Genomic DNA, 19141 nt, shown 5'->3' on the forward strand with positions numbered 1-19141 from the left:
AACCATCGGGGCGGGTCGACCGGTAGGTTCGCCACCGATGCAGCGGCTGCCCCGTCGATACTGGATCGCCTGTGTCGGGGTGTTCTTCGTCGGTGTCGGGCTGCGTCTCGTGGCCGATGCGGTGGACGATCTCGAGACCGCCGGCGAGACGCAGTCATCGGTGTCCGAGGCCGCCCTGCGCCTGCTCGAGGCGGATGCCCCGACGGTCCGCACGGTCGACAGCTACGACGGACTCGGGATCTGGGTCGACGCGTTCGACTTCGAGCCGGGCTATCAGGGCGAGGGAGGGGGCCCGCCGCCGTTGACCCCGGCGGTGGTCGACGACTTCGCCGCGGTCGGGGTCGAGACCGTGTACCTGCAGGCCGCGCGACGTGACGACCGGGCACCCGGGCTGCTGCTCGACGAGGGGCTGCTCGCCGAGTTCCTGCTCCGAGCCCACGCCCGGGACATCGACGTCGTCGGCTGGTACCTCCCGCTCTTCGACGACGTCGACGCAGATGTCGAGCGTCTGGTCGCCATCGCCGACTTCGCGGTGCGGGGTCATCGCTTCGACGGGGTCGCCGTCGACATCGAGTACATCGAGGCCGTGCCCGACGCCGAGGACCGCTCGGGTCGCCTGGTCCACCTGTCCCAGGAACTCCGCAAGGCCCGGCCGGACGACGCGCTCGGCGCCATCGTGCCCCCTGCCGTCCAGTTGGAGGTCGTGAACACCGCCTACTGGCCCCGCTTCCCGTGGCGGGACCTCGACCGCTACTACGACGTCTGGATGCCGATGGCGTACTGGACGGTCCGCACCGAGGCGTCGGGTTACCGCGATGCCTACCGGTACGCCGAGGAGTCGACGCGCCGGATGCGGGCCAACCTCGGCCGCGACGACGCCCGGGTCCACATCATCGGCGGCATCGGGGACGAGACCACGACCGAGGACCTCGACGGGCTACGACACGCGATCGAGGACACGGCGTCGATCGGCGGGTCGATCTACGACTGGCAGAGCCTGTCGCCCGAGCGCCGGGCGGAGTTGCCGGCGTCGATACCGGGGTAGGTCAGCCGACGGCGCGGAGTCGGGTGCCGCCGGGATTGTCGATCCGGCGCGACGCGGTGTTCCAGCGGCGCTCGGCGAGGATCCGCGCGAGACGGGCATCGGACGAGGCGTAGGCGTGCAACGCCTCCCGCGACAGGTCGTGGATCCGGGTGCGGTCGACCTCGACGGGAGCGAGTCCGACGAAGCGGGCGATCGACTTCAGCGAGCACGAGATCCGCAGCGCCGGACCGACGTCGTCGCGGTAGAGGCGATAGGCGTCGAGGTGCGAGTGGTCGTACCAGGTGGCCCGGTAGCAGTGGTCGTGGCCGGGCAGCGGGTCGTGCCGGTGACGGATGCGCGGATCGGCGGTGATGGCGAGACCCATGGGGAGCTGCCACAGCGCCGAGCGGTCGGCGATGAACGGGAGGTCGAACGCCGACCCGTTCCACGTCGCGATCACCCCGGGAGGCAGCTCTTGCAGGCGCTGGTCGAGCGCCCACAGGATCTCGTCCTCGGGGCCCTCGAAGAGTTCGTCCACCTGGGTCGACAGGGCCACCGCGACGATGCTCGACACGGCAGGGTCGAGCCCGTCGACCGTGGTGTCGGTTTCGATGTCGAGTCCGTAGATCGGCGTCCGTCGCACGTGTCGCCCCCTGGTCATCTGCCCGTGCACAAAGCGTAGGGATCCCGCTGCCCTCAGGGGTGGACCCACCGGCGAGCGGCGGGCCGACTCACAGGCCGGGGAGGGGGAGACGCAACAGTTGCCGGAGGCGCTTGGTGACGTCCGGGGTCAGCGACTGGCTGAACTCGTCGATCCGCAGGGTCAGCGTCAGCTCGCCGTCGGCGGGCTCGACCGACTCGAGGACGGCGTGCCGGGGCAGCGGCGGGAGTGGGAGGTACCCGCGCAGGAACCGGACCATCGGCGCAGGAACACCGAGGAGCGATGCCCGTTGCGGACGGAGCCGGAGGAACCCGCCGCTGATGTCCGGGACCGTCAGCACCTCGCTCACCTTGATGCCTCGGATGCCGGTGGTCGTGAGCACCCCGTCCGAGGTCAGGCGGAGGCGGATCGGGAGTCCTCGGTCCTTGGTCCAGCGATCGATGTTCGCCTGGGACACCACGGCTCGCAGACCGACGGGACCGGCCGTGAGCAGAGGCGGCAGACCGGGGATGATGCGGACGTGCTCGGCGCGGATGATGAAGCGGTCGATCACCAGTCCTGCGATCGCGTACGCCGGGAGTTCGACCTTGACCAGGTCGATCTCCCCGCGGAGCAGGCCCGCGGGCGTGATCTTGAGCCGCGGGCGCAGTGGTCGCCCGAGTGTCGCCTCGGACACGGTGTCGAGGAACGCGACGAACAGGTCCTGCGCCGGGTGGTAGTCGGCCGCCTCCTCCGGTGTGGGGATGCGCGGTCGTCCGTCGTCGGCGTCGGGTTGATGAGGCTCGGGGAGGTCGGGGTGCGCGTCGCTCAACGTGGTGATGCTACGAAGCGCCGCCACCGTCGGGTCGGATGGCTGGCGGGATCGACTCAGCTCGCCCGACGCCGGGCGCCGATCGGGTTCGGGACGGCGAAGCCTGCCAGCGTCCGCTCCTCCTCGTTCTCGCCGCCCCAGAAGCCGAACTCCCGGTTCGCTCGAGCGACGTCTCGGCAGTGGATACGGGAGTCACACCGCAGGCACAACTGCCGTGCCTTGCCTTCCCGCCTGACTCGTGCCTGCGGTCGTTCCGCGACGGGCGCGAAGAACAACGACCCATAACCAACACATGCGTACTGCGATTCCATGCCCACTCCAGCTTCGGCGACTTCGGGTCGACGCGGAGTGGGCTGTACCACGCGTCGGAAGTCACGATACCGGGTCAGAGCAGCCGTGCGGCCAATTCCGCCAACGGCGATCGCTCGCCCCGGAGCAGTCGGACGTGGCCGAAACAGTCCTGTCCGGCGAACGCCGTCACCAGTGCGGTCAGGGCGTTGGTCTGTTCGGAGAGGAACGCCGCGTCGATCTGGCTCGTGTCGCCGGTGAACACGACCTTCGAGTCGGCGGCGATCCGGGTGAGGATCGTCTTGCCGACCTGGGGGGACAGGTTCATCGACTCGTCGATGATCACGAAGCTCGAGTGCAGTGTCCGGCCACGGAGGTGGGTGACCGACTCCATGGTGAGCTGGCCTCGAGCCCGGATCTGTTCGAGCACCTCGGTGGCGCTCTCGCGGCTGCGGTCGCCGCCGTGGTCGGTGCCGGTCAGCGTGTAGACGGCATCGGTGATGGCGGCCATCCACGGGTCGAGCTTCTCGTCGAGCGTGCCGGGGAGATAGCCGACCTCGGCCTTGCCGACCGGCACCACCGGTCGGTAGACGCAGATGCGGGAGTAGCGCCGTTCCTCGACCACCTGCTGGAGCGCGGCGGCGACCGCGGTGAGGGTCTTGCCGGTGCCCGCCGGACCGTCGAGAGCGACGACCTTGATGTCGTCGTCGAGCAACAGGTCGAGGGCGAACCGCTGTTCCTTGTTGCGCGGGCGCAGGTCCCACGCATGGTGGTCGGCGGGAAGGAGCCCGAGCCCCCAGGCGTGGCGCCGCACGAGCGCCGACTGGCTGCCGGCGTGGAGGACCCCGAACTCGTTGACCCGCAGCCCGGACACGACCTCGGCGGATCCCTCCGGTTCCGGCGTGCCGGCATAGAGCGCGTCGACCACGTTCGGATCGACGTCGAACTCCCGCCAGCCGAGGTCGTCGTCGCCCCAGTGGCGGACGTCGAGCGGGTCGTGTTCGACGGCATCGAGCCCGAAGGTCGCGGCCTTGACCCGCATGCCGGTGTCGTTCGACACCAGGCGCACGTGGGGGCCCTCGTCGAGACGCTGGCCCAGCGCCGTGCCGATGATGCGGTTGTCGGGCTTGTCCGGATCGAGTCCGTGCTCCCGCAACAGCGAGGTCTGCACGCCGTTGAGCGCGACCCGGAGCGTCGCGCCGCACGGCAGCGGCTGTCGGGCCTCGAGGTCGCCACCGGCGTCGACGCGGACCTTCTCGATGCGTCGCAGGACGTCGCGCGCCGATGCCCCCACCGAGTCGAGGCGCTTCTTCAGGCCGTCGAGCTCCTCGATCACCGTCAACGGGATGATGAGGTCGTCGTCGGGATAGGCATCGAACACCCCCTCCGAGTCGGCCACGAGGGCCGACGTGTCGAGCACGACCTGCGTGCGTCGAGCCGCTTCCGGCGTCCGTGTGGGCGCGTCGGATACGAGGATGGGGTCCATGGTCATTCCGCCTCCGTCAGGTCGGGCCAGGGCGCTCGGGGGTACGGCGAGGCAGATCCACACGTCGGTGTAGATCCCTGTCGTACCAGAACACGATCGAGCACTGTCACCGATGATGGTCCTCGCGCGGTGATGGTGCGCGGATGCTCCCGCCCGCGCGTCAGCATGCGTTCATGTCCTGCGTCTTCTGCGAGATCGTGGCCGGCCGACAGCCGGCGCACGTGGTGTTCGACGACGACGTCGCCGTGGGCTTCCTCGACACTCGTCCGCTGTTCCCCGGTCACGTGCTCCTCGTCCCGCGCTCTCACGTCGAGACGCTGGCCGACCTCCCGGTCGAGTCGGTCGGTCCGCTGTTCGAGCGAGCCCGCCTCCTGTCGGCGGCGATGCCCGAGGCGATGGGTTCGCAGGGGAGCTTCGTCGCGATGAACAACACCGTCAGCCAGAGCGTGCCCCACCTCCATGTCCACGTCGTCCCGCGGACGAAACGCGACGGCCTGCGGGGCTTCTTCTGGCCGCGGACGACCTACGACGACGACGCTCACGCGGCGTCGGTGGCGGCGCAGATCCGAGCCGTGGTCCAGCCCGGACCGTGATCAGGGCTCGAAGACGACCGAAGGCACACCGTCGGCCACGGTGATCGTGGCCGGGATCCCGAGCAGGTCGGTCTCGTCGCCGTGCCAGTCGGTGGTGCGCAACGACACGACCGCGCCCTTGTGATCGCCGCTCAGGATCGTGAGTTCGACGGTGATCTCGTCACCCTCGGTCTCGGCGTCGAACGCCAACGCGTCATAGTTCCCGTCCTCGAGCACGGGCTTGACGATGTCACGGATCGCACCCGGATGTCAGACTCCGGCCATGAGTCCTGCATCGCCGAAGGTCGTCGTCGTCACCGGAGCCAACTCGGGGATCGGTCGTGCTGCTGCCGTCCACCTCGCCGCGGCCGGGCACACCGTGTACGGAACGATGCGCGACCTGGGCAAGGGCGACAAGCTGCTCGCGAAGGCAGCACAGGCGGGAGCGACCGTGCACACCGTCGCCCTCGACGTGAGCAACGACGAGTCCGTGGCCGAGGGCATGAGGCAGATCCTCGACGCCGAAGGTCACGTCGACGTGTTGGTCAACAACGCCGGCGTCGGCATGAACGCCGTGGTCGAGGAGGTCGACATCGACGAGGCCAAGGCGGTCTTCGACGTCAACTACTTCGGCGTCATCCGCTGCACGCAGGCGGTGCTCCCGACGATGCGCGAGCGTCGTTCGGGAACGATCGTGAACGTCTCGTCGGTCGCCGGACGGATCGCCGCGCTGGCGCAGGCCGTGTACGCATCGTCCAAGTGGGCGGTCGAGTGCCTCAGCGAGAACCTCGCCCAGGAGTTGGCACCGTGGGACATCCGAGTCCGCATGGTCGAGCCCGGCGTCACCCGCACGGCGCTGCTGGCCAAGCACACCGACCTCAACGAGGACTCGGACTACGCCGACGCCTACCGGCGGATGTTCGCCATGTACCTGGCCGGGATCGAGGCCGGGGTCGGAGCCGACGTGGTGGCGGCGGTCATCGCCGAGTCGATCGACGACCCTTCCGATCGGCTGCGTTACGTCTGCGCCTACGGGGGCGAGGAGCTGGGCGACGGTCGGGTGGGCGTGAGCGACGCCGACTGGGTCGCACTGGGGCGGGCAGCCAGCGACGACGAGTACTTCGAACGGTTCCGGACGGCGTTCGGCCTCGACATCACCCCCGACTCGTGAGCCTCCGGGGTCGGCTGTTGGTGGCCGAACCGACGCTCGCCGACCCCAACTTCCATCGCACCGTCGTGTACCTCATCGAACACTCGGACGAGGGGGCCTTGGGTGTGGTGCTCAACCGGCCGACCGAGACGCCGGTGCACTCGGTGGTGCCGACGTGGTCGCCGTACGTGAGCGATCCCAAGACGGTGTTCACCGGCGGACCGGTCTCGCCCGACGCCGCGATCTGCCTCGGCCGGTGTGAGGACGGCACGGCGTCGCCGTTGTGGACCCCGCTGAGCGACGGTGTCGGCGTGCTCGATCTCAACGGCGACCCACTCGACGCTCCTGCCGGTGTGACCGGCCTCCGGGTCTTCGCCGGCTACTCGGGATGGAGCGCGGGTCAACTCGAGGCCGAGATGGCGATGGATGGTTGGTTCGTCCTCGAAGCCGAGGCCGACGACGTGTTCGCCGAGACCGCCGACGAGTTGTGGCGTCGCGTGCTGGCCCGTCAGGAAGGGCCCCTGCGCCGCTTCGCCCCGTTCCCCGAGGACCCGTCGGTCAACTGAGGCGTCGACGCGGGAAAGCCGTGCTCGAGGGGAGATACGGTCTCCCGCATGGCAGCGAACGACTCATCGATCGGCTTCATCGGCGACATCGAGAAGGCGACACTCGACAACCCACACTTCCGCGAGGTGCTCTTCACCGGCGGCAAGCTGCAGTTGACGGTGATGACCATCCCGCCCGGCGGCGAGGTCGGCCTCGAGATGCACGACCACCTCGATCAGTTCATCCGCATCGAGGCCGGCACGGCCACGGTCACGCTCGGATCGTCGCAGGACCAGGTCGACGAGACGCACGAAGTGTCCGACGACTGGGCGGTGATCATCCCTGGCGGGACGTGGCACAACGTCCTGAACACCGGGACCGAGCCGCTGAAGCTGTACTCGATCTACAGCCCGCCCGAACATCCCGACGGGACGATCCACGAGACCAAGGCCGACGCCGACGCCGACGAACACGACCACTGAGGCTCGTGCCGTCGGCTTCCCCCGACTGGTCGGTCAGAGGCGGTCGATGAGTTTGAAGCCCTCGCCGCGGGCACAACCGCCGAGCTGACCCCATTCGGTCAGACGATCGTGGATGCGGTCGGCGAAGACGCCCCACTGGGCCTCGGCGCGTGGGTCGTCCGGGTCGACGCCCATGGTCGAGCGGAACTGCGAGGTGTGCGCCCGCAGCGCCGTGAGCTTGGCTTCGACATGGTCGGTCACGTCCTCGACGTGGTCCGCTTCGTCGGCTTCCCACAGCAGCAGCGCGTCCGGGCGATGGTGCGGGAGTTCCTGTTCGGGGAAGAACAGCGGGTCGCGTGCCGACACGATGCCCTCGACGGCCAACAGGCCGGCGTGACGATGATCCGGGTGGAGGCGGTAGCGCTTCCACGGGTCGTGGCCGAGGACGACATTCGGTCGGAGCTTGCGGATCCAGTACGAGACCTGCCAGCGCTGGCGGAGCGACGAGTCGAGTTCGCCGTCCGGCCACCCGAGGAAGACCACCTCGCCGGTCGAGCCCAGGGCGGCGGCAGCGTCACGCTGTTCGGTCTGGCGTGTGGCGACCAACGCCGCCGGGTCGACGTCGGGGTCCCACGTGCCCTTCGAGCCATCGGTGCACACGAGATGGTTGATGACGCAGCCGGCGGCGGCCCACTTGGCCAGCGTGCCGCCGCAACCGAACTCCACGTCGTCGGGGTGGGCCCCGATGGCGAGGGCGCGGGCAGGGACGGGGAGGTCACGGCCGACGGTGGCGCCGCTGCTGGGGCCGGGTACGGGCAGGTCGGGAACGGGCAGGTCGGAGGCGCTCATGGGCAGGCGGGGAGTACGAGGTCGGTGGGCAGGTCGACGTCCCAACTGAGTCGAGCGTCGTTGACGATGCGGATCTGTTGTCCGAGGCGGGTGGCCTCGGCCCGGTGGGCGGTGAACGAGCCGGCGCCGTAGGCGAATCGGAACCCGATGTCGGTGGGGACGGCGAGGACGTTGGTGCCGTCGTGGCGTCGGTCGGGCACGAGGGTGACGCCCGGGGTGGCCGCGACGAACGCGAGCTCACGCGCGAGCGGCAGGTCGGAGTGCGCCACGATCGCGGTTGCGCAGCCCTCGTCGGCGAGTTGGTCGACGCCGGCCTGCACCGCACCGTTGAGTCCGAGTCCCGGCGTCCAGATCACGCGAGCGCCCTCACTGGTGGCCCAGTCGCGGACCGGTTCGCTGTCGCACACGATCACCACGGGCAACGGCGCGGCGGCTCCGACGACGATCGAGGCCATGCGCCGTGCGAGGGCCTCGCGCTCGGAGGGATCGAGCTCGGGAGCGAGGCGCAACTTCGCACGCGTGAAGTCCTTGACCGGGATCACGACGCTCGCCACGGGTTCCGACATCGGCCCGCAGTGTACGAACCATGTTCGGGTCTGCGGGCACCTCACTAGGGTGCGCCCCATGTCGTCGATCAGAGTGGCCGTCCTCGGAGGCGGATCTTGGGGTACCACCGTTGCCCACCTGTGCGCCCACAACGCCCCGACGGTGTTGTGGTGTCGTTCGGAGGACACGGCGTCGGAGATCAACGCCGATCACCAGAACAAGAAGTACCTCGAGGGCTACGACCTGCATGAGTCGCTCACCGCGACGACGGACATGGCCGAGGCACTCGACCGTGCCGACCTGCTCGTGATGGGCGTGCCGTCCAGCGCATTCCGCCAGACCCTGCGGGCCGCTCGATCGTCGGTGCGTCCCTGGATCCCCGTGGTGAGCCTCACGAAGGGCTTCGAGATCGACACCGGGATGCGGATGACGCAGGTCATCCACGACGAGATGCCCGGTCACCCCGTCGGCGTGCTCACCGGTCCGAACCTGGCCAAGGAGATCCTCGCCGGTGCCGCAGCAGCCTCGGTGGTGGCCATGCACGACCATGCCGTGGCCGAGTCGCTCCAGGACGTGTTCCACTCCAACCTGTTCCGCGTCTACACCAACGACGATCTCGTCGGTTGCGAACTCGGTGGCGCGTTGAAGAACGTCATCGCCATCGCCTCCGGGATGGCCGACGGTCTCGGCGCCGGCGACAACACCCGCGCTGCCGTCATCACCCGTGGACTCAACGAGATCACCCGGTTGGGCGTGGCGCTCGGCGGTGACCCGCTGACCTTCGCCGGCCTCGCCGGCATGGGTGACCTGATCGCCACGTGCATCTCCCCGCAGTCCCGGAACCGAACGGTGGGCCAGAAGTTGGGAGAAGGCATGTCGATCGACGAGGTCATCGCCGACATGAACCAGGTCGCCGAGGGCGTCAAGAGTTGCCGGATCGTGCAGGCCAAGGGCCGCGAACTCGGCGTGCAGACGCCGATCACCGACCAGGTGGTCGCGGTGTGCCATGAGGGCGCGACGGCGCTCGACGCGTACTCGGGCCTGCTCGGCCGTGAGAATCGCGCCGAGATGCACGGACTCGAGCGACCATGAGCGGCACCACGATCGGCAACCTGGGATCGCGTCTCGACGCGTTGGTCGACAGCGCAGGCGTGGTCCGGCCGGGCCACGCCTCCTGGTCAGTCGACTGGTCGGTCGGTGCCGAGGACCGGTGGCACGATCCGACCGAGAGCGCCAACGTCCGCCAGGTGCTCCTCGGCGATGCTCCAGTGGTCGAGACCCGCATGCGTGTCCCCGGTGGCGACATCATCCACCGCTCCTACGCCATGGTGGCCACGGCGGCGGACGGCGGTGGCGACCTGGCCATCATCGAGGTCGAGAACGACTCAGCCGTGCCGGTGGCGATCTCCTTCGGGGTCCGGTCCGGCGGCGCCGTCGTCGCAGCCGACGACTCGACCGTGCTCGTCGACGAGAACGCGGCGCTGCTCCTGCCGCGGCCGCCGAACGAGGTGACGGCCGACGACCCCGGACGGGTCACCTGCACGTTCCCGTTGCCGCACAGCGCGACGATCCGGGTGGCGGTCCCACTGTCCCTGCCGCCCCGTCGTCCCGGCCTCTTCCGGCGGAGCCGAACTGCCCCGGCGCAGGTGTTCCCCGCGGCAGTGCCGACCCATGAACAGGTCGTGAGCGGTTGGCGGAGCCAGACCGACCGCGGGATGCGACTGGTGCTCCCGGACGAGCGACTGCAGTCGGCCGTCGATGCCACGCGCCGCTATCTGCTCCTGCGCCACTCGGCGGTCGACGTCGACTTCACCGCCGTGGCGTTCCGGCTGGCTGCACTCGATCGGTTCGGGTTCCATCGCGAGGTGGGCGAGGCGTTCCTCCCGTTCGCCGACGATCAGCCCAAGCACGGCTCGCTGTTCGCTCGCGACGCCGAGGGCAACGCGGCGGCGCTGTGGGTCCTGGCCCACCACTGGGACCTGACCCGCAACGACGACCTGCTCCGGCACCTGTCGCCGGCCATCGCGGGTGCAGCCGAGTTGGTGGCGCGTCGCGGCGGCGGTGATCCGTGGTCGCTCGCCGGGCTCCGTGGCGCACCGAGGCTCCTGCGAGCTGCGGGCGAGGATGCTGCCGCCGACCATGCCGATCGTCTGGCCTCGCCGGCGTCGCTCGACGACGGTGTCTCGCTCCCGGACGACGCACTGGCGCACGTCGACACGATGCTGTCCGATGCCAGCGCGACCTGGACATGGGGAGCCGGCGAGGAGGACGACGGGCGATCGTCGTCTGCTCGATTCGCATCGTTGGTCCGGGCGGCGTTGGTTCGTGAGACCGACGAGGGGCTGGCGTTGTTGTCCTCGGTGCCTCGCCGCTGGTTCGGCCAGGGAATCGAGGTGCACGACGCCCCGACTCGCGTCGGCACGCTCTCGTTCGCCGTTCGTTGGCACGGAGAACGGCCGGCGTTGCTGTGGGAGTTGGAGCGCCACGATCCGTCCGCGGCCGTGACGATCACCTGTGCGGGCTTGGACCCAGCGTGGCGGACCACCGACGAGCGCGGCGACGCACTCCTCGAGGCGCCGGAGCCGCCGGCCGACATGGCGACGGTTCCCGGCCCCGAGCAGGGTGATTCGTTCGGATGACCGAACCGTCCGGCGAGTCTCCGGCGGTGGACGAGACGGACATGGCCGCGCTCCTCGCCCTGGCCGGCGTGGACGAGAGCGAGATCGACCGCGCCGTCGCAGCCGGGACGCTTCCGCTCCTCGCGGTCGAGACCATGATCCTCACCGATCAGCGCTACGACATCGACGATGTCGCAGACGAGACGGGCATCAGCGGTGAGCGCATCGCCACGCTGTGGACGGCGCTGGGATTCGCGACGCCCCGCCCGGGCGAGCGCATCTTCAACGGGACCGACCTCGAGCACCTGCGCGCCGTGGCCGACCTGGTCGAGTCGAACTTCGCGGATCCGGAGATCATCATCCAGCTCACGAGGATGCTGGGCGCATCGATGGCCCGGATCGCTTCGCTCCAGGCGGAGCTCGTGTTGTCACGCGGCCGCGCCAGCGACTTCGACGCGGACACCGCGCTGGTCTGGTTCGGTGATCGCTTCGGTCAAGTGCTCGAGCAGGTGTGGCGTCGCCACCTCCAGGCGGCGGCTCGGGCGCGGCTCAGCGCACCCATGGGTCCGGAGGCGCCGGTCCAAGCAGTGGGCTTCGCCGACCTCGTCGGGTTCACGGCCTTGTCGCAACAGCTCGACAGTGGGGCGCTCGCTGCGGTCGTCGACCGTTTCGAGTCGGTGGCCTATGCGACCGTGGCGCAACACGGCGGCCGGGTCGTGAAGATGATCGGTGACGAGGTCATGTTCACCGTCGACGATCCTGCGGACGCCGCCCAGTGCGCGCTCGACCTGGCCGAGTCGTATCACGATGCCGACGATCTCTCCGACGTGCGGGTCGGCGTCGCCTACGGCACCGTCATCGACCGCGAGGGCGATCTCTTCGGACCACCGGTGAACCTCGCCAGTCGGATGACGTCGATCGCGTACCCCGGCTCGGTGCTGGTCGACGAGGCGATGTACGAGCTGTTGGACGAGCACCCGGCGTTCTCGTTCAAGTCGATGCTGCCCCGCCGGCTCAAGCACATCGGGCTCGTCCGTCTGCACGTGCTCCGCGAAGCCGGCGAGGAGGACCAACATCGCCGCCAGCGCCGCGAGCGTCGTCGCGCGCGGGTCGCAGAGATGACCGTGGGGCTGCTGCCCGGTGGTGACGACGTCGACGAGTGACTACTCGATGACGACGTCCTCCAGGTCGTCCTCCGGGTCGGGATAGCGGAGGTCGAGGCTCTCCATCGTGTCGATGAGGATCTGCGACACGACGAGGTTGCGGTACCACTTCCGGTCGGCGGGGACGACGTACCAGGGAGCATCGGCGGTCGACGTCTCGCCGATGGCCTCGGCGTAGACGCGCTGGTAGTCGTCCCAGAGCTTGCGCTCCTCGAGGTCGCCGGTCGAGAACTTCCAGTTCTTGTTGGGCTCGTCGAGCCGTGCCTGGAGGCGTTCGGCCTGCTCGTCCTTGCTGATGTGGAGGAAGATCTTGACGATCGTGGTTCCCTCGTCGGTCAACATCTGCTCGAACTCGCGGATGTGTCGGAACCGCTTGTGGGCGAGGTCGTCGTCGACCCACCCGTGGACCCGGACGACGAGCACGTCTTCGTAGTGGCTGCGATTGAACACGACCAGCTCGCCGTCACCCGGCACGTGCGGATGGACCCGCCAGAGGTAGTCGTGGGCGAGTTCGACCTCGGACGGTTTCTTGAAGCTGCGCATGCGGACGCCGATCGGGTCGACGTGGTGGAACACGTGCCGGATCGTGCCGTCCTTCCCGCCGGTGTCCATGGCCTGGAGGACGACCAGCAGCCGGTGCTTCCCCTGGGCGTAGAGCACGTCCTGCAGTTCGGCGAGGCGATGCTGGCGCTCTGCGAAGACCCCTGCAGAGGCTTCCTTGTCTCCGTCGAACGTCGGCGTGGCCCGGGTGTCGATCGTCGAGAGGTCGACGCTCGTGCCGGGTGCGATGCGGTGGGGGTTCACGGCGCCGAACCTAGGACCTCCGGCGAGGGGTCGCTCAGCGAGTGGCGGCTGCGGTGATGGTCGCCACCGTGGCGAGCCCCTTGGCGGCGCGCTCGCTGGTGGCGCGGACGAAGTGATCGCCGCGGCCGCCGATCGAGAAGAACGACCAGCGCGAGAGGAGGCTGCCGACCGAACCGACCGAGAGGATGCTCCCGGCGGAACCGACGGAGAGGATGCTCCCGGCGGAACCGACGGAGAGGATGCTCCCGGCGGACCCGAACGAGAGGATGCTTCCGGCGGAGCCGACCGACAGCAGGCTGCGCGCCGAGAGAGCGCTGAGTCGCGAGTCGGTGGATCGGACCGAGAGCACCGAGTCGACGCTGTCGAGCACATCCATCCACTTCATCGCGCTGACGATAGCGTCGCCGCTGATGTCCTCGTCCGGAACCACGCTGCGACCCAGCCTGCGGCGCAAGGCCCCGGGGACCCGCAACGAACGGACGCTCTGGGAGGCCGGGCACGACGTGGTCGTCGGGATCGACGAAGTCGGTCGGGGAGCATGGGCCGGTCCGCTGACCCTCGGGGCAGTGGTGATCCCCAAGGACAAGCGGCTCACCAAGGTGCGCGACTCGAAGCTGCTGACCGAGACCGAGCGCGAGCGGATGTTCGGACGCATCGTCGAGTGGAGCGACGTGTTCGCCGTTGGTCACGCCAGCCACGAGGAGTGCGACGAACTCGGCATGTCGGCGGCGCAGAAGCTCGCAGCCCGGCGAGCGATCGCGGCGTTGGGGGTGCGGCCCGACCGCGTGCTGCTCGACGGCAACTGGGACTTCGTCAGCGGCGACGACGTGGATCCCGGCGCGGTGGAGTTGATCGTCAAGGGCGATGCCACCTGCTTGTCGATCGCCGCAGCATCGATCGTGGCCAAGGTCACGCGCGACCGCATGATGCGTGCCGTCGCCGACGAGCACCCCTGGTACAGCTTCGAGACCAACAAGGGATACCCGTGTCCGCGTCACAAGACGGCGCTCGCCGGCGTGGGGCCCTCCGCCATCCACCGCCGCAGCTGGGTGTTCATGGAGCATCTGCCGTGGCCGGGAGCGGTTCGATCCGTGCCCCGGCATCTGCGGCCTGACGAGAACCAAGGAACCCTGTTCACATGAGCGCCTCGCCGGAACGACGAGCCGTCGAGCTCTCCCGCCTGCTCGACGACCTGTCACGTCTGCGTCTCCCTGCATCCGACTGGGAGGTACTCGAGGCCGACCTCGTGGCGGTCCCAGCCGCTGCTGACGACGTGGTCGACCGTGTGTCGCAGATCGCGTTCGAGGCCAATGTGCAGGGTCGATTCCACGGCGGGCGAGCGAACAGTTCTCTCCCGCCGACGAAGCAGACATCGGCGCTGCCGTGGGTCGGCCTGTTCTGCGCGCTGTTGCTGCTGGCGGTGGGCGGCGCGCTCGGCGGCGGCGTGGTCCTCTTGATCGTGGCCGCCCTCGCCGTCGGCGTCTTCCTCGTCGCCTTCGCCGGCTCGCGGGTCGCGCATCGAACGCGTGCGACCGATGACGACGACCCGGTCGCGCTCGCGGTCCCCGCGCCGCCGGCGGTGGTGGCCGAGATCTCCCGACTCCGCCCGTAGCGGTCGCTCAGCCGCAGCGGACGCCGGCCATCGACACGTCGGCGCAGATCGTGGCGTTGGCGACCTTCCACCCACGGTCGGTGAGGACGGCTTCGCCGATCCTCCCGGACAGGATCGGCTCGAGGTCGTAGAAGAGGAACGCGTGGGTGGGGGAGTCGAAGACGATCTCGCCGACGACGGCTTCGATCTGTCCCCGGTACTGGTCGAAGGTCTCGCTGGTGTCGAGTTGTTCGAGCACCGGAGCGATCGCCGCCGGATCCGCGAACGCGTCGACCTGCCCCTCGCCGCCCTGGTAGCCGCGTTGGTAGGCCTCGACGATCTGGGTCCGGGCCGCGTCGGGATCCGCCGGTTGTTCACCCGCCGGCGGCAGCGCTGGTGGCGGCGGCTCGCACTGGCGGTAGAACTCCTCGTCGACAGGTCCCGACCACGAACGGATCGGGGTCTCGGCGCCGCCGGCGATGACGGTGGCGGTCGTGTCCCCGACGAGTGGGTCATCACCGACGCCGGGAGCCGGGGCCGCGGCGGCGAAGACCCCGTCCACGACGGCGGCATCCACCGACTGGCCGTCGGCGAAACGAACGGTCACGGCGGTCGCGTCGGTCGTACCCACGGCCAGCCAGTGGGGATCGCCCTCGCCGACGCCGACCGGCTGCACCACGCCCTCGGTCGGGGTCAGTCCGAAGGTGTCGCCGGCGAGCGTCGCGACCATCGCGCCGGTTGATGCCTCGCCGATGACGAGTCCGGTCGAGTAGCACCCTGCCGGCGGATCCCAGGTGGGGTTGCCGTCGTCCGGGGTGCCGTGGTCGACCCGGAACAGGCGGATGGTCATGTCGCCGACCGTGACGACGCCGACCGGTTCCATCGGGACGCCGTAGCCATGACCGTACGAGGACATCGCCCGATCGGCGGAGAAGCCCCCGGCGCCGTCGCCGACCACCGTGGTCGCGGGGCCGCTGGCCATGTCCTGGTCGGTGATCGGTGTCGCAGCCACGTCGGATGCGGGATCGCCTTCGGACGCGACGGACGCCTGCTCGTCGTGGCCGATCGCATCACCGATGCGGTAGCCCACCAGCGGTCCGGTGGCGAGGGCCACGGCCAGCGCGCCACCGAGCAACTGCTGGCGTCGCCGGGCCCGCCTTCGGACACGCTCCAGCAGATCGGTCGTGTCGGGTGCCGCGTGCACGGTGCTCGCGTTGGTGTCCAGCAGGTCGGTGAGCTGGGTCTCGAGATCTCCGTGATCGCTCATGACAGTTCCTTCCGGAGCCGGGTGAGGGCTCGGCTCAACAGACTGCCGACGGTTCCCGGGCGGCAGCCCAGGGCGACGGCGATCTCGTCGTGTGTGCACTGATGGTGGAATCGCAGGATGACGGCGGCGCGTTGGCGATGGGGGAGCCCACCGAGCACGTCGCTGAGTTCGTCGGCGTCCTGGACGACGTCGTCGGGTACGGGCAGTGCGGTCCGATCGCGTGTGCGTCGACGTCGCAGCCAGGAGTTGCTGCCGTTGACGATGGACCGCCGTAGGTACGCCCGTGGATCGTCGACGTCGTTCCACTTGCGATGGAGTCCCACGAAGGCGTCCTGGGCGATGTCGCGAGCGGTCTCCTGGTTGCTGCAGAGGAGGTACGCGAGTCGGACTGCTGCCACATACTCGCGCTCGTAGAGGCTCGTGAAGTCACCACCGCCGGGGACAGACACCAGAGGAGCGCTCCGCCGACTCCGGTTCTCGATCTGCTCCACCGCGCGCCCCTCCATCACCTACCAAGACGCATGAGACGTCGGATCCCATGCATCTGGTTCCCGTGCGTCGCTCGGTGTTGACAAATATTCTTGTCAAGCGCGAGGATTGAGCCATGCTCGACGTCGCCGTCCTCGAGGAACCCGGGGCGACAGCCGCAGCGGTCGATCCGATGCGGGCCCGCCTGCTCGCGCTCCTCGCCGTCGAGGCTTCGTCGGCTGCTGCACTGGCCAAGGCCGTGGACGTCGCCCGGCAGAAGGTGACGTACCACCTGCGCGTGCTGGCCGAGCACGGCCTGGTGGTCGAGGTCGGTCAGCGGAAGCATGGCGGCCTGACCGAGCGGCTCTACGCGGCCAGCGCGAAGTCCTACGTCGTGTCTCCGGCGACCGTGGGAGCGGCCGGTGCCGATCCTGCTCGGGTCGGTGACCACCTGTCCGCCTCGTACCTGCTCGCGCTCGCCGGTCGAGCGATCCAGGAGGTGGGGGCGTTGCTCCGCGGTGCCGATGCTGCCGGGAAGCGCCTGTCCACGCTGTCGGTCGACACCGACATCTGCTTCCGATCGGCCGCCGATCGGGCGGCGTTCACCGAAGATCTGGCTGCGGCGGTCCGCGAGTTGGCCACCCGCTATCACGACGAGTCGGTCCCGAACGGGCGCTGGCATCGATTCGTCGCCTTCTCCCATCCGCGTCCCGAGGAGCACACATGAGCCGTGAGATCGAACTCGAGGTCGAGGTCCCGGGGACCGTCGACGAGGTGTGGCAGACCATCGCAACCGGCCCGGGGGTCACGTCGTGGTTCATCCCCATGTCGGTCGAGGAGCGCGCCGGCGGCGAGGTGGTGATGGACTTCGGGGACCATGGCTCGGAGACCGCAACGGTCGCTGCATGGGAACCGCCGCACCGAGTGGTGTTCGAGGGCTCCGGTGAGCGTGCGCTTGCCTACGAGTGGCTGGTCGAAGCCCGCGACGGCGGCACGTGCGTCGTCCGACTGGTGAACTCGGGCTTCGGCGACGGCGCCGACTGGGACGGCGAGTACGACGGCATGTCGGGCGGATGGCGGATCTTCCTGGAGCACCTGCGCATCCACCTCACGCACTTCCGTGGTCGCCGCTCGACGACCTCCACTCCGTCGGTGATGGTGCCGGGACCGAACGCCGCGGCGTGGCGGTCAGCCTGTGCAGCGCTCGGTGTCGATCCGGAGCTGGCGGTCGGCGACCACGTGACCACCGGCGACGACACGCCGGGGCTCTCCGGCGTGGTCGAGTCGATGCTGACCAGTGGCGCGGCGACGGCCGCGCTCCTCCTGCTCGACGGTGGGGTCGGCACGGCGTTCCTGTCGGTCGAGGGTGACGGTGACCTGGTGGCCACGAGCCTCTATCTGTATCGCTACGCCCCCGAGGGCCCCGACGGCGAGGCCTGGAGGCGCTGGCTCGCCGACCGACTTGCCCCGTCCAGCGCCGATCCTCCGGTCGCCACCTGAGGCTGGGTCGTCAGTTGCTGGCGAGGTCCTTGAACGGGCTGGTGGTGTCGATGCCCTGGTCCTTCGGGAGGCCGAGGACGCGCTCGCCCACGATGTTGCGCATGACCTCGTCGGATCCACCGGCGATGCGCATTCCCGGCGTGCCGGTGACGAACTCGTTCCACGCGAACGTGCCCCACTCGCCGTTGTCGGCAGTGATGCGTGGGCCGAGGACATCGGTCACGAACTGACTGAGGTCGGTCAGGTTCTGGGTCAGGGCGAGCTTGCCGATCGACATCTCGGGGCCGGGGAGTTGGCCGGCCTTGACCTTGTCCATGCCCCGCTGGCCGGTGTACTTGGCGACCTGGAAGTTGATCCAGATCCGGATCAACTCGTCACGCAGGACCGGGTCGTCGGCCTTGTCGAAGTGCTGGAGCATGCCCGACAACCGGGCGATGGACGACACGCCGGCGCCCATGCCGCCGCTGCCCGAACCGATGGAGGCTCGCTCGTTCATGAGCGTGGTGAGGGCGACCCGCCACCCGTCGTTCACGTCGCCGAGTCGGTGGTCGTCGGGGACGCGGACGTCGGTGAAGAAGACCTCGTTGAAGCTGGCCCCGCCGGTCATCTGGCGCAGCGGTCGGACCTCGACGCCCGGGGCGTGCAGATCGACGACGAAGCCGGTGAGGCCCTTGTGCTTGGGCATGTCGGGGTCGGTACGGCAGATGACCTCGCCGATGTCGCAGTACTGCGCGCCCGACGTCCACACCTTCTGGCCGGAGACCAACCACTCGTCGCCGTCGCGCACCGCACGTGTCTGGAGTCCGGCGAGGTCGGAACCGGCGCCGGGCTCGGAGAACAACTGGGCGCCGACGATGTCGCCGCGCCACATCTTGCGCAGGTAGGCGTCTTTGGTGGTCTCGGTGCCGTGGGCGAGGATCGTGGGGGCGACCATGCCGAGTCCGATGCCGAAGAAGCCCATGTTGGGCGTCTCGTACCTCGCCTCGAGTTGGCCGTAGAGGCGCTCGTGGGCCTGGGTCAACTCGCGGCCGCCGTATGCCTCCGGCCCGGTGATGTAGCCGAGCCCGGCATCGAAGCGCTTGGCCCGCCACTCCTTCGCCTTCGCCAACTGGCGCTGTTCCTCGTCGGGGTCGACCTCCTCGAACATTGCGACCGAATCGGAGCCTTCGCCCCACACGAACGTGCGGTCCTCGGTCGCCTCGCGCTTGGTCGCGTTGGCATCGAGGAAGGTGGTGACCTCGGCTTCGAAGTCGTCGAGGGAGATGTCGCTCACGGTGGTGCCCCTGGTATGTCGTCGGAGAACTTGACTGGTCGGTCAAGTTTAGACGGGCGACGT

At 69.3% G+C, this 19141-nt stretch carries 24 protein-coding genes; 12 read left to right on the forward strand and 12 right to left on the reverse strand.

Annotated elements, in window-relative coordinates; translation table 11 throughout:
* The first annotated feature begins 37 nt into the window (after positions 1 to 37).
* Positions 38 to 1045 (forward strand): hypothetical protein, encoded by a 1008-nt coding sequence (locus tag AB8619_RS04555; protein WP_436795273.1) that lies wholly within the window; start codon positions 38 to 40, stop codon positions 1043 to 1045.
* A gap of 1 nt (position 1046) precedes the next feature.
* Here AB8619_RS04555 and AB8619_RS04560 read toward each other — a convergent pair whose 3' ends face one another.
* The 4 genes from AB8619_RS04560 to AB8619_RS04575 all read right to left on the reverse strand — a co-directional run bounded on the left by AB8619_RS04560 (position 1047) and on the right by AB8619_RS04575 (position 4270).
* Positions 1047 to 1667, reverse strand: a complete 621-nt coding sequence (locus AB8619_RS04560; RefSeq protein WP_436795274.1) for a ribonuclease H-like domain-containing protein — start codon at positions 1665 to 1667, stop codon at positions 1047 to 1049.
* 88 nt (positions 1668 to 1755) lie between these two features.
* Positions 1756 to 2496: an LmeA family phospholipid-binding protein gene (locus tag AB8619_RS04565; protein ID WP_436795275.1), complete on the reverse strand. Its 741-nt coding sequence runs from the start codon at positions 2494 to 2496 to the stop codon at positions 1756 to 1758.
* 56 nt (positions 2497 to 2552) lie between these two features.
* Positions 2553 to 2807 (reverse strand): WhiB family transcriptional regulator, encoded by a 255-nt coding sequence (locus tag AB8619_RS04570; RefSeq protein WP_436795276.1) that lies wholly within the window; start codon positions 2805 to 2807, stop codon positions 2553 to 2555.
* Positions 2808 to 2881: 74 nt separating this feature from the next.
* Positions 2882 to 4270, reverse strand: coding sequence for a PhoH family protein (locus tag AB8619_RS04575; protein ID WP_436795277.1), 1389 nt, complete (start codon positions 4268 to 4270; stop codon positions 2882 to 2884).
* A gap of 173 nt (positions 4271 to 4443) precedes the next feature.
* On the opposite strand from AB8619_RS04575, the gene AB8619_RS04580 reads away from it, so the two are divergent.
* Positions 4444 to 4863 (forward strand): HIT family protein, encoded by a 420-nt coding sequence (locus tag AB8619_RS04580; protein ID WP_436795278.1) that lies wholly within the window; start codon positions 4444 to 4446, stop codon positions 4861 to 4863.
* Here the strand turns inward: AB8619_RS04580 and AB8619_RS04585 are convergent, their stop codons facing one another.
* Complete coding sequence (locus AB8619_RS04585) at positions 4864 to 5079, reverse strand: hypothetical protein (protein ID WP_436795279.1); 216 nt, start codon at positions 5077 to 5079, stop codon at positions 4864 to 4866. It lies immediately after the preceding gene.
* Positions 5080 to 5125: 46 nt separating this feature from the next.
* Here AB8619_RS04585 and AB8619_RS04590 point away from each other — a divergent pair, with 46 nt between their 5' ends.
* From AB8619_RS04590 to AB8619_RS04600, 3 genes are read left to right on the forward strand one after another with little or no spacing between them, the layout of a single operon-like run.
* Positions 5126 to 6013: an SDR family oxidoreductase gene (locus tag AB8619_RS04590; RefSeq protein ID WP_436795280.1), complete on the forward strand. Its 888-nt coding sequence runs from the start codon at positions 5126 to 5128 to the stop codon at positions 6011 to 6013.
* On the forward strand, positions 6010 to 6558 hold the full coding sequence (locus AB8619_RS04595; RefSeq protein ID WP_436795281.1) for a YqgE/AlgH family protein: 549 nt from the start codon (positions 6010 to 6012) through the stop codon (positions 6556 to 6558). Before AB8619_RS04590 ends, AB8619_RS04595 begins: the two co-directional genes overlap by 4 nt.
* Positions 6559 to 6606: 48 nt before the next feature.
* On the forward strand, positions 6607 to 7020 hold the full coding sequence (locus tag AB8619_RS04600) for a cupin domain-containing protein (protein WP_436795282.1): 414 nt from the start codon (positions 6607 to 6609) through the stop codon (positions 7018 to 7020).
* A gap of 33 nt (positions 7021 to 7053) precedes the next feature.
* On the opposite strand, the gene AB8619_RS04605 is transcribed toward AB8619_RS04600, so the two are convergent.
* The gene (locus tag AB8619_RS04605; RefSeq protein ID WP_436795283.1) at positions 7054 to 7848 is read right to left on the reverse strand and encodes a PIG-L deacetylase family protein; all 795 of its coding nucleotides are present in this window, start codon (positions 7846 to 7848) and stop codon (positions 7054 to 7056) included.
* The gene (gene cofC / locus AB8619_RS04610) at positions 7845 to 8414 is read right to left on the reverse strand and encodes a 2-phospho-L-lactate guanylyltransferase (protein ID WP_436795284.1); all 570 of its coding nucleotides are present in this window, start codon (positions 8412 to 8414) and stop codon (positions 7845 to 7847) included. Before cofC ends, AB8619_RS04605 begins: the two co-directional genes overlap by 4 nt.
* 58 nt (positions 8415 to 8472) lie before the next feature.
* Here cofC and AB8619_RS04615 point away from each other — a divergent pair, with 58 nt between their 5' ends.
* Genes AB8619_RS04615 through AB8619_RS04625 form a run of 3 tightly spaced genes read left to right on the forward strand, consistent with a single transcriptional unit; the run spans position 8473 to position 12175 of the window.
* Positions 8473 to 9486, forward strand: coding sequence for an NAD(P)H-dependent glycerol-3-phosphate dehydrogenase (locus AB8619_RS04615; RefSeq protein ID WP_436795285.1), 1014 nt, complete (start codon positions 8473 to 8475; stop codon positions 9484 to 9486).
* Positions 9483 to 11033 (forward strand): hypothetical protein, encoded by a 1551-nt coding sequence (locus AB8619_RS04620; protein ID WP_436795286.1) that lies wholly within the window; start codon positions 9483 to 9485, stop codon positions 11031 to 11033. Before AB8619_RS04615 ends, AB8619_RS04620 begins: the two co-directional genes overlap by 4 nt.
* Positions 11030 to 12175 carry an adenylate/guanylate cyclase domain-containing protein gene (locus AB8619_RS04625; RefSeq protein WP_436795287.1) on the forward strand — a complete coding sequence of 382 codons (1146 nt, stop codon included), beginning with the start codon at positions 11030 to 11032 and terminating at the stop codon, positions 12173 to 12175. The genes AB8619_RS04620 and AB8619_RS04625 overlap by 4 nt, the downstream gene beginning before the upstream one ends.
* On the opposite strand, the gene AB8619_RS04630 is transcribed toward AB8619_RS04625, so the two are convergent.
* Together AB8619_RS04630 and AB8619_RS04635 are read right to left on the reverse strand one after the other, a co-directional pair.
* Positions 12176 to 12979, reverse strand: a complete 804-nt coding sequence (locus AB8619_RS04630) for a polyphosphate kinase 2 family protein (protein ID WP_436795288.1) — start codon at positions 12977 to 12979, stop codon at positions 12176 to 12178.
* Between the two features lie 34 nt (positions 12980 to 13013).
* On the reverse strand, positions 13014 to 13355 hold the full coding sequence (locus AB8619_RS04635) for a hypothetical protein (protein ID WP_436796345.1): 342 nt from the start codon (positions 13353 to 13355) through the stop codon (positions 13014 to 13016).
* 34 nt (positions 13356 to 13389) lie between these two features.
* Here AB8619_RS04635 and AB8619_RS04640 point away from each other — a divergent pair, with 34 nt between their 5' ends.
* Both AB8619_RS04640 and AB8619_RS04645 read left to right on the forward strand, forming a co-directional pair.
* Positions 13390 to 14121, forward strand: a complete 732-nt coding sequence (locus AB8619_RS04640) for a ribonuclease HII (RefSeq protein WP_436795289.1) — start codon at positions 13390 to 13392, stop codon at positions 14119 to 14121.
* Complete coding sequence (locus AB8619_RS04645) at positions 14118 to 14591, forward strand: hypothetical protein (protein ID WP_436795290.1); 474 nt, start codon at positions 14118 to 14120, stop codon at positions 14589 to 14591. The genes AB8619_RS04640 and AB8619_RS04645 overlap by 4 nt, the downstream gene beginning before the upstream one ends.
* Before the next feature lie 7 nt (positions 14592 to 14598).
* Here AB8619_RS04645 and AB8619_RS04650 read toward each other — a convergent pair whose 3' ends face one another.
* The gene (locus AB8619_RS04650; protein ID WP_436795291.1) at positions 14599 to 15837 is read right to left on the reverse strand and encodes a hypothetical protein; all 1239 of its coding nucleotides are present in this window, start codon (positions 15835 to 15837) and stop codon (positions 14599 to 14601) included.
* The gene (locus AB8619_RS04655) at positions 15834 to 16328 is read right to left on the reverse strand and encodes an RNA polymerase sigma factor (RefSeq protein ID WP_436795292.1); all 495 of its coding nucleotides are present in this window, start codon (positions 16326 to 16328) and stop codon (positions 15834 to 15836) included. The genes AB8619_RS04650 and AB8619_RS04655 overlap by 4 nt, the downstream gene beginning before the upstream one ends.
* 113 nt (positions 16329 to 16441) lie before the next feature.
* Between AB8619_RS04655 and AB8619_RS04660 the strand changes: the two genes are divergently transcribed.
* Positions 16442 to 17032, forward strand: a complete 591-nt coding sequence (locus tag AB8619_RS04660; protein WP_436795293.1) for a helix-turn-helix domain-containing protein — start codon at positions 16442 to 16444, stop codon at positions 17030 to 17032.
* On the forward strand, positions 17029 to 17805 hold the full coding sequence (locus AB8619_RS04665) for an SRPBCC family protein (protein ID WP_436795294.1): 777 nt from the start codon (positions 17029 to 17031) through the stop codon (positions 17803 to 17805). Before AB8619_RS04660 ends, AB8619_RS04665 begins: the two co-directional genes overlap by 4 nt.
* Before the next feature lie 10 nt (positions 17806 to 17815).
* Here the strand turns inward: AB8619_RS04665 and AB8619_RS04670 are convergent, their stop codons facing one another.
* Complete coding sequence (locus AB8619_RS04670; protein ID WP_436795295.1) at positions 17816 to 19078, reverse strand: acyl-CoA dehydrogenase family protein; 1263 nt, start codon at positions 19076 to 19078, stop codon at positions 17816 to 17818.
* Positions 19079 to 19141: the final 63 nt, after the last annotated feature.

Origin of the sequence: Actinospongiicola halichondriae (genome assembly GCF_049103745.1) — a bacterium.
In the GTDB taxonomy this organism is placed as follows: domain Bacteria; phylum Actinomycetota; class Acidimicrobiia; order Acidimicrobiales; family Salinilacustritrichaceae; genus Salinilacustrithrix; species Salinilacustrithrix halichondriae.

Excerpts from the sequence above, each read along its gene's own strand:
- AB8619_RS04660 (WP_436795293.1), top strand. The coding sequence starts at position 16,442 with ATGCTCGACGTCGCCGTCCTCGAGGAACCCGGGGCGACAGCCGCAGCG.
- AB8619_RS04625 (WP_436795287.1), top strand. The coding sequence starts at position 11,030 with ATGACCGAACCGTCCGGCGAGTCTCCGGCGGTGGACGAGACGGACATG.
- cofC (WP_436795284.1), bottom strand. The coding sequence starts at position 8,414 with ATGTCGGAACCCGTGGCGAGCGTCGTGATCCCGGTCAAGGACTTCACG.
- AB8619_RS04600 (WP_436795282.1), top strand. The coding sequence starts at position 6,607 with ATGGCAGCGAACGACTCATCGATCGGCTTCATCGGCGACATCGAGAAG.
- AB8619_RS04615 (WP_436795285.1), top strand. The coding sequence starts at position 8,473 with ATGTCGTCGATCAGAGTGGCCGTCCTCGGAGGCGGATCTTGGGGTACC.
- AB8619_RS04570 (WP_436795276.1), bottom strand. The coding sequence starts at position 2,807 with ATGGAATCGCAGTACGCATGTGTTGGTTATGGGTCGTTGTTCTTCGCG.
- AB8619_RS04605 (WP_436795283.1), bottom strand. The coding sequence starts at position 7,848 with ATGAGCGCCTCCGACCTGCCCGTTCCCGACCTGCCCGTACCCGGCCCC.
- AB8619_RS04635 (WP_436796345.1), bottom strand. The coding sequence starts at position 13,355 with ATGGATGTGCTCGACAGCGTCGACTCGGTGCTCTCGGTCCGATCCACC.
- AB8619_RS04645 (WP_436795290.1), top strand. The coding sequence starts at position 14,118 with ATGAGCGCCTCGCCGGAACGACGAGCCGTCGAGCTCTCCCGCCTGCTC.
- AB8619_RS04640 (WP_436795289.1), top strand. The coding sequence starts at position 13,390 with ATGTCCTCGTCCGGAACCACGCTGCGACCCAGCCTGCGGCGCAAGGCC.
- AB8619_RS04650 (WP_436795291.1), bottom strand. The coding sequence starts at position 15,837 with ATGAGCGATCACGGAGATCTCGAGACCCAGCTCACCGACCTGCTGGAC.
- AB8619_RS04555 (WP_436795273.1), top strand. The coding sequence starts at position 38 with ATGCAGCGGCTGCCCCGTCGATACTGGATCGCCTGTGTCGGGGTGTTC.
- AB8619_RS04575 (WP_436795277.1), bottom strand. The coding sequence starts at position 4,270 with ATGGACCCCATCCTCGTATCCGACGCGCCCACACGGACGCCGGAAGCG.
- AB8619_RS04590 (WP_436795280.1), top strand. The coding sequence starts at position 5,126 with ATGAGTCCTGCATCGCCGAAGGTCGTCGTCGTCACCGGAGCCAACTCG.
- AB8619_RS04580 (WP_436795278.1), top strand. The coding sequence starts at position 4,444 with ATGTCCTGCGTCTTCTGCGAGATCGTGGCCGGCCGACAGCCGGCGCAC.
- AB8619_RS04620 (WP_436795286.1), top strand. The coding sequence starts at position 9,483 with ATGAGCGGCACCACGATCGGCAACCTGGGATCGCGTCTCGACGCGTTG.
- AB8619_RS04665 (WP_436795294.1), top strand. The coding sequence starts at position 17,029 with ATGAGCCGTGAGATCGAACTCGAGGTCGAGGTCCCGGGGACCGTCGAC.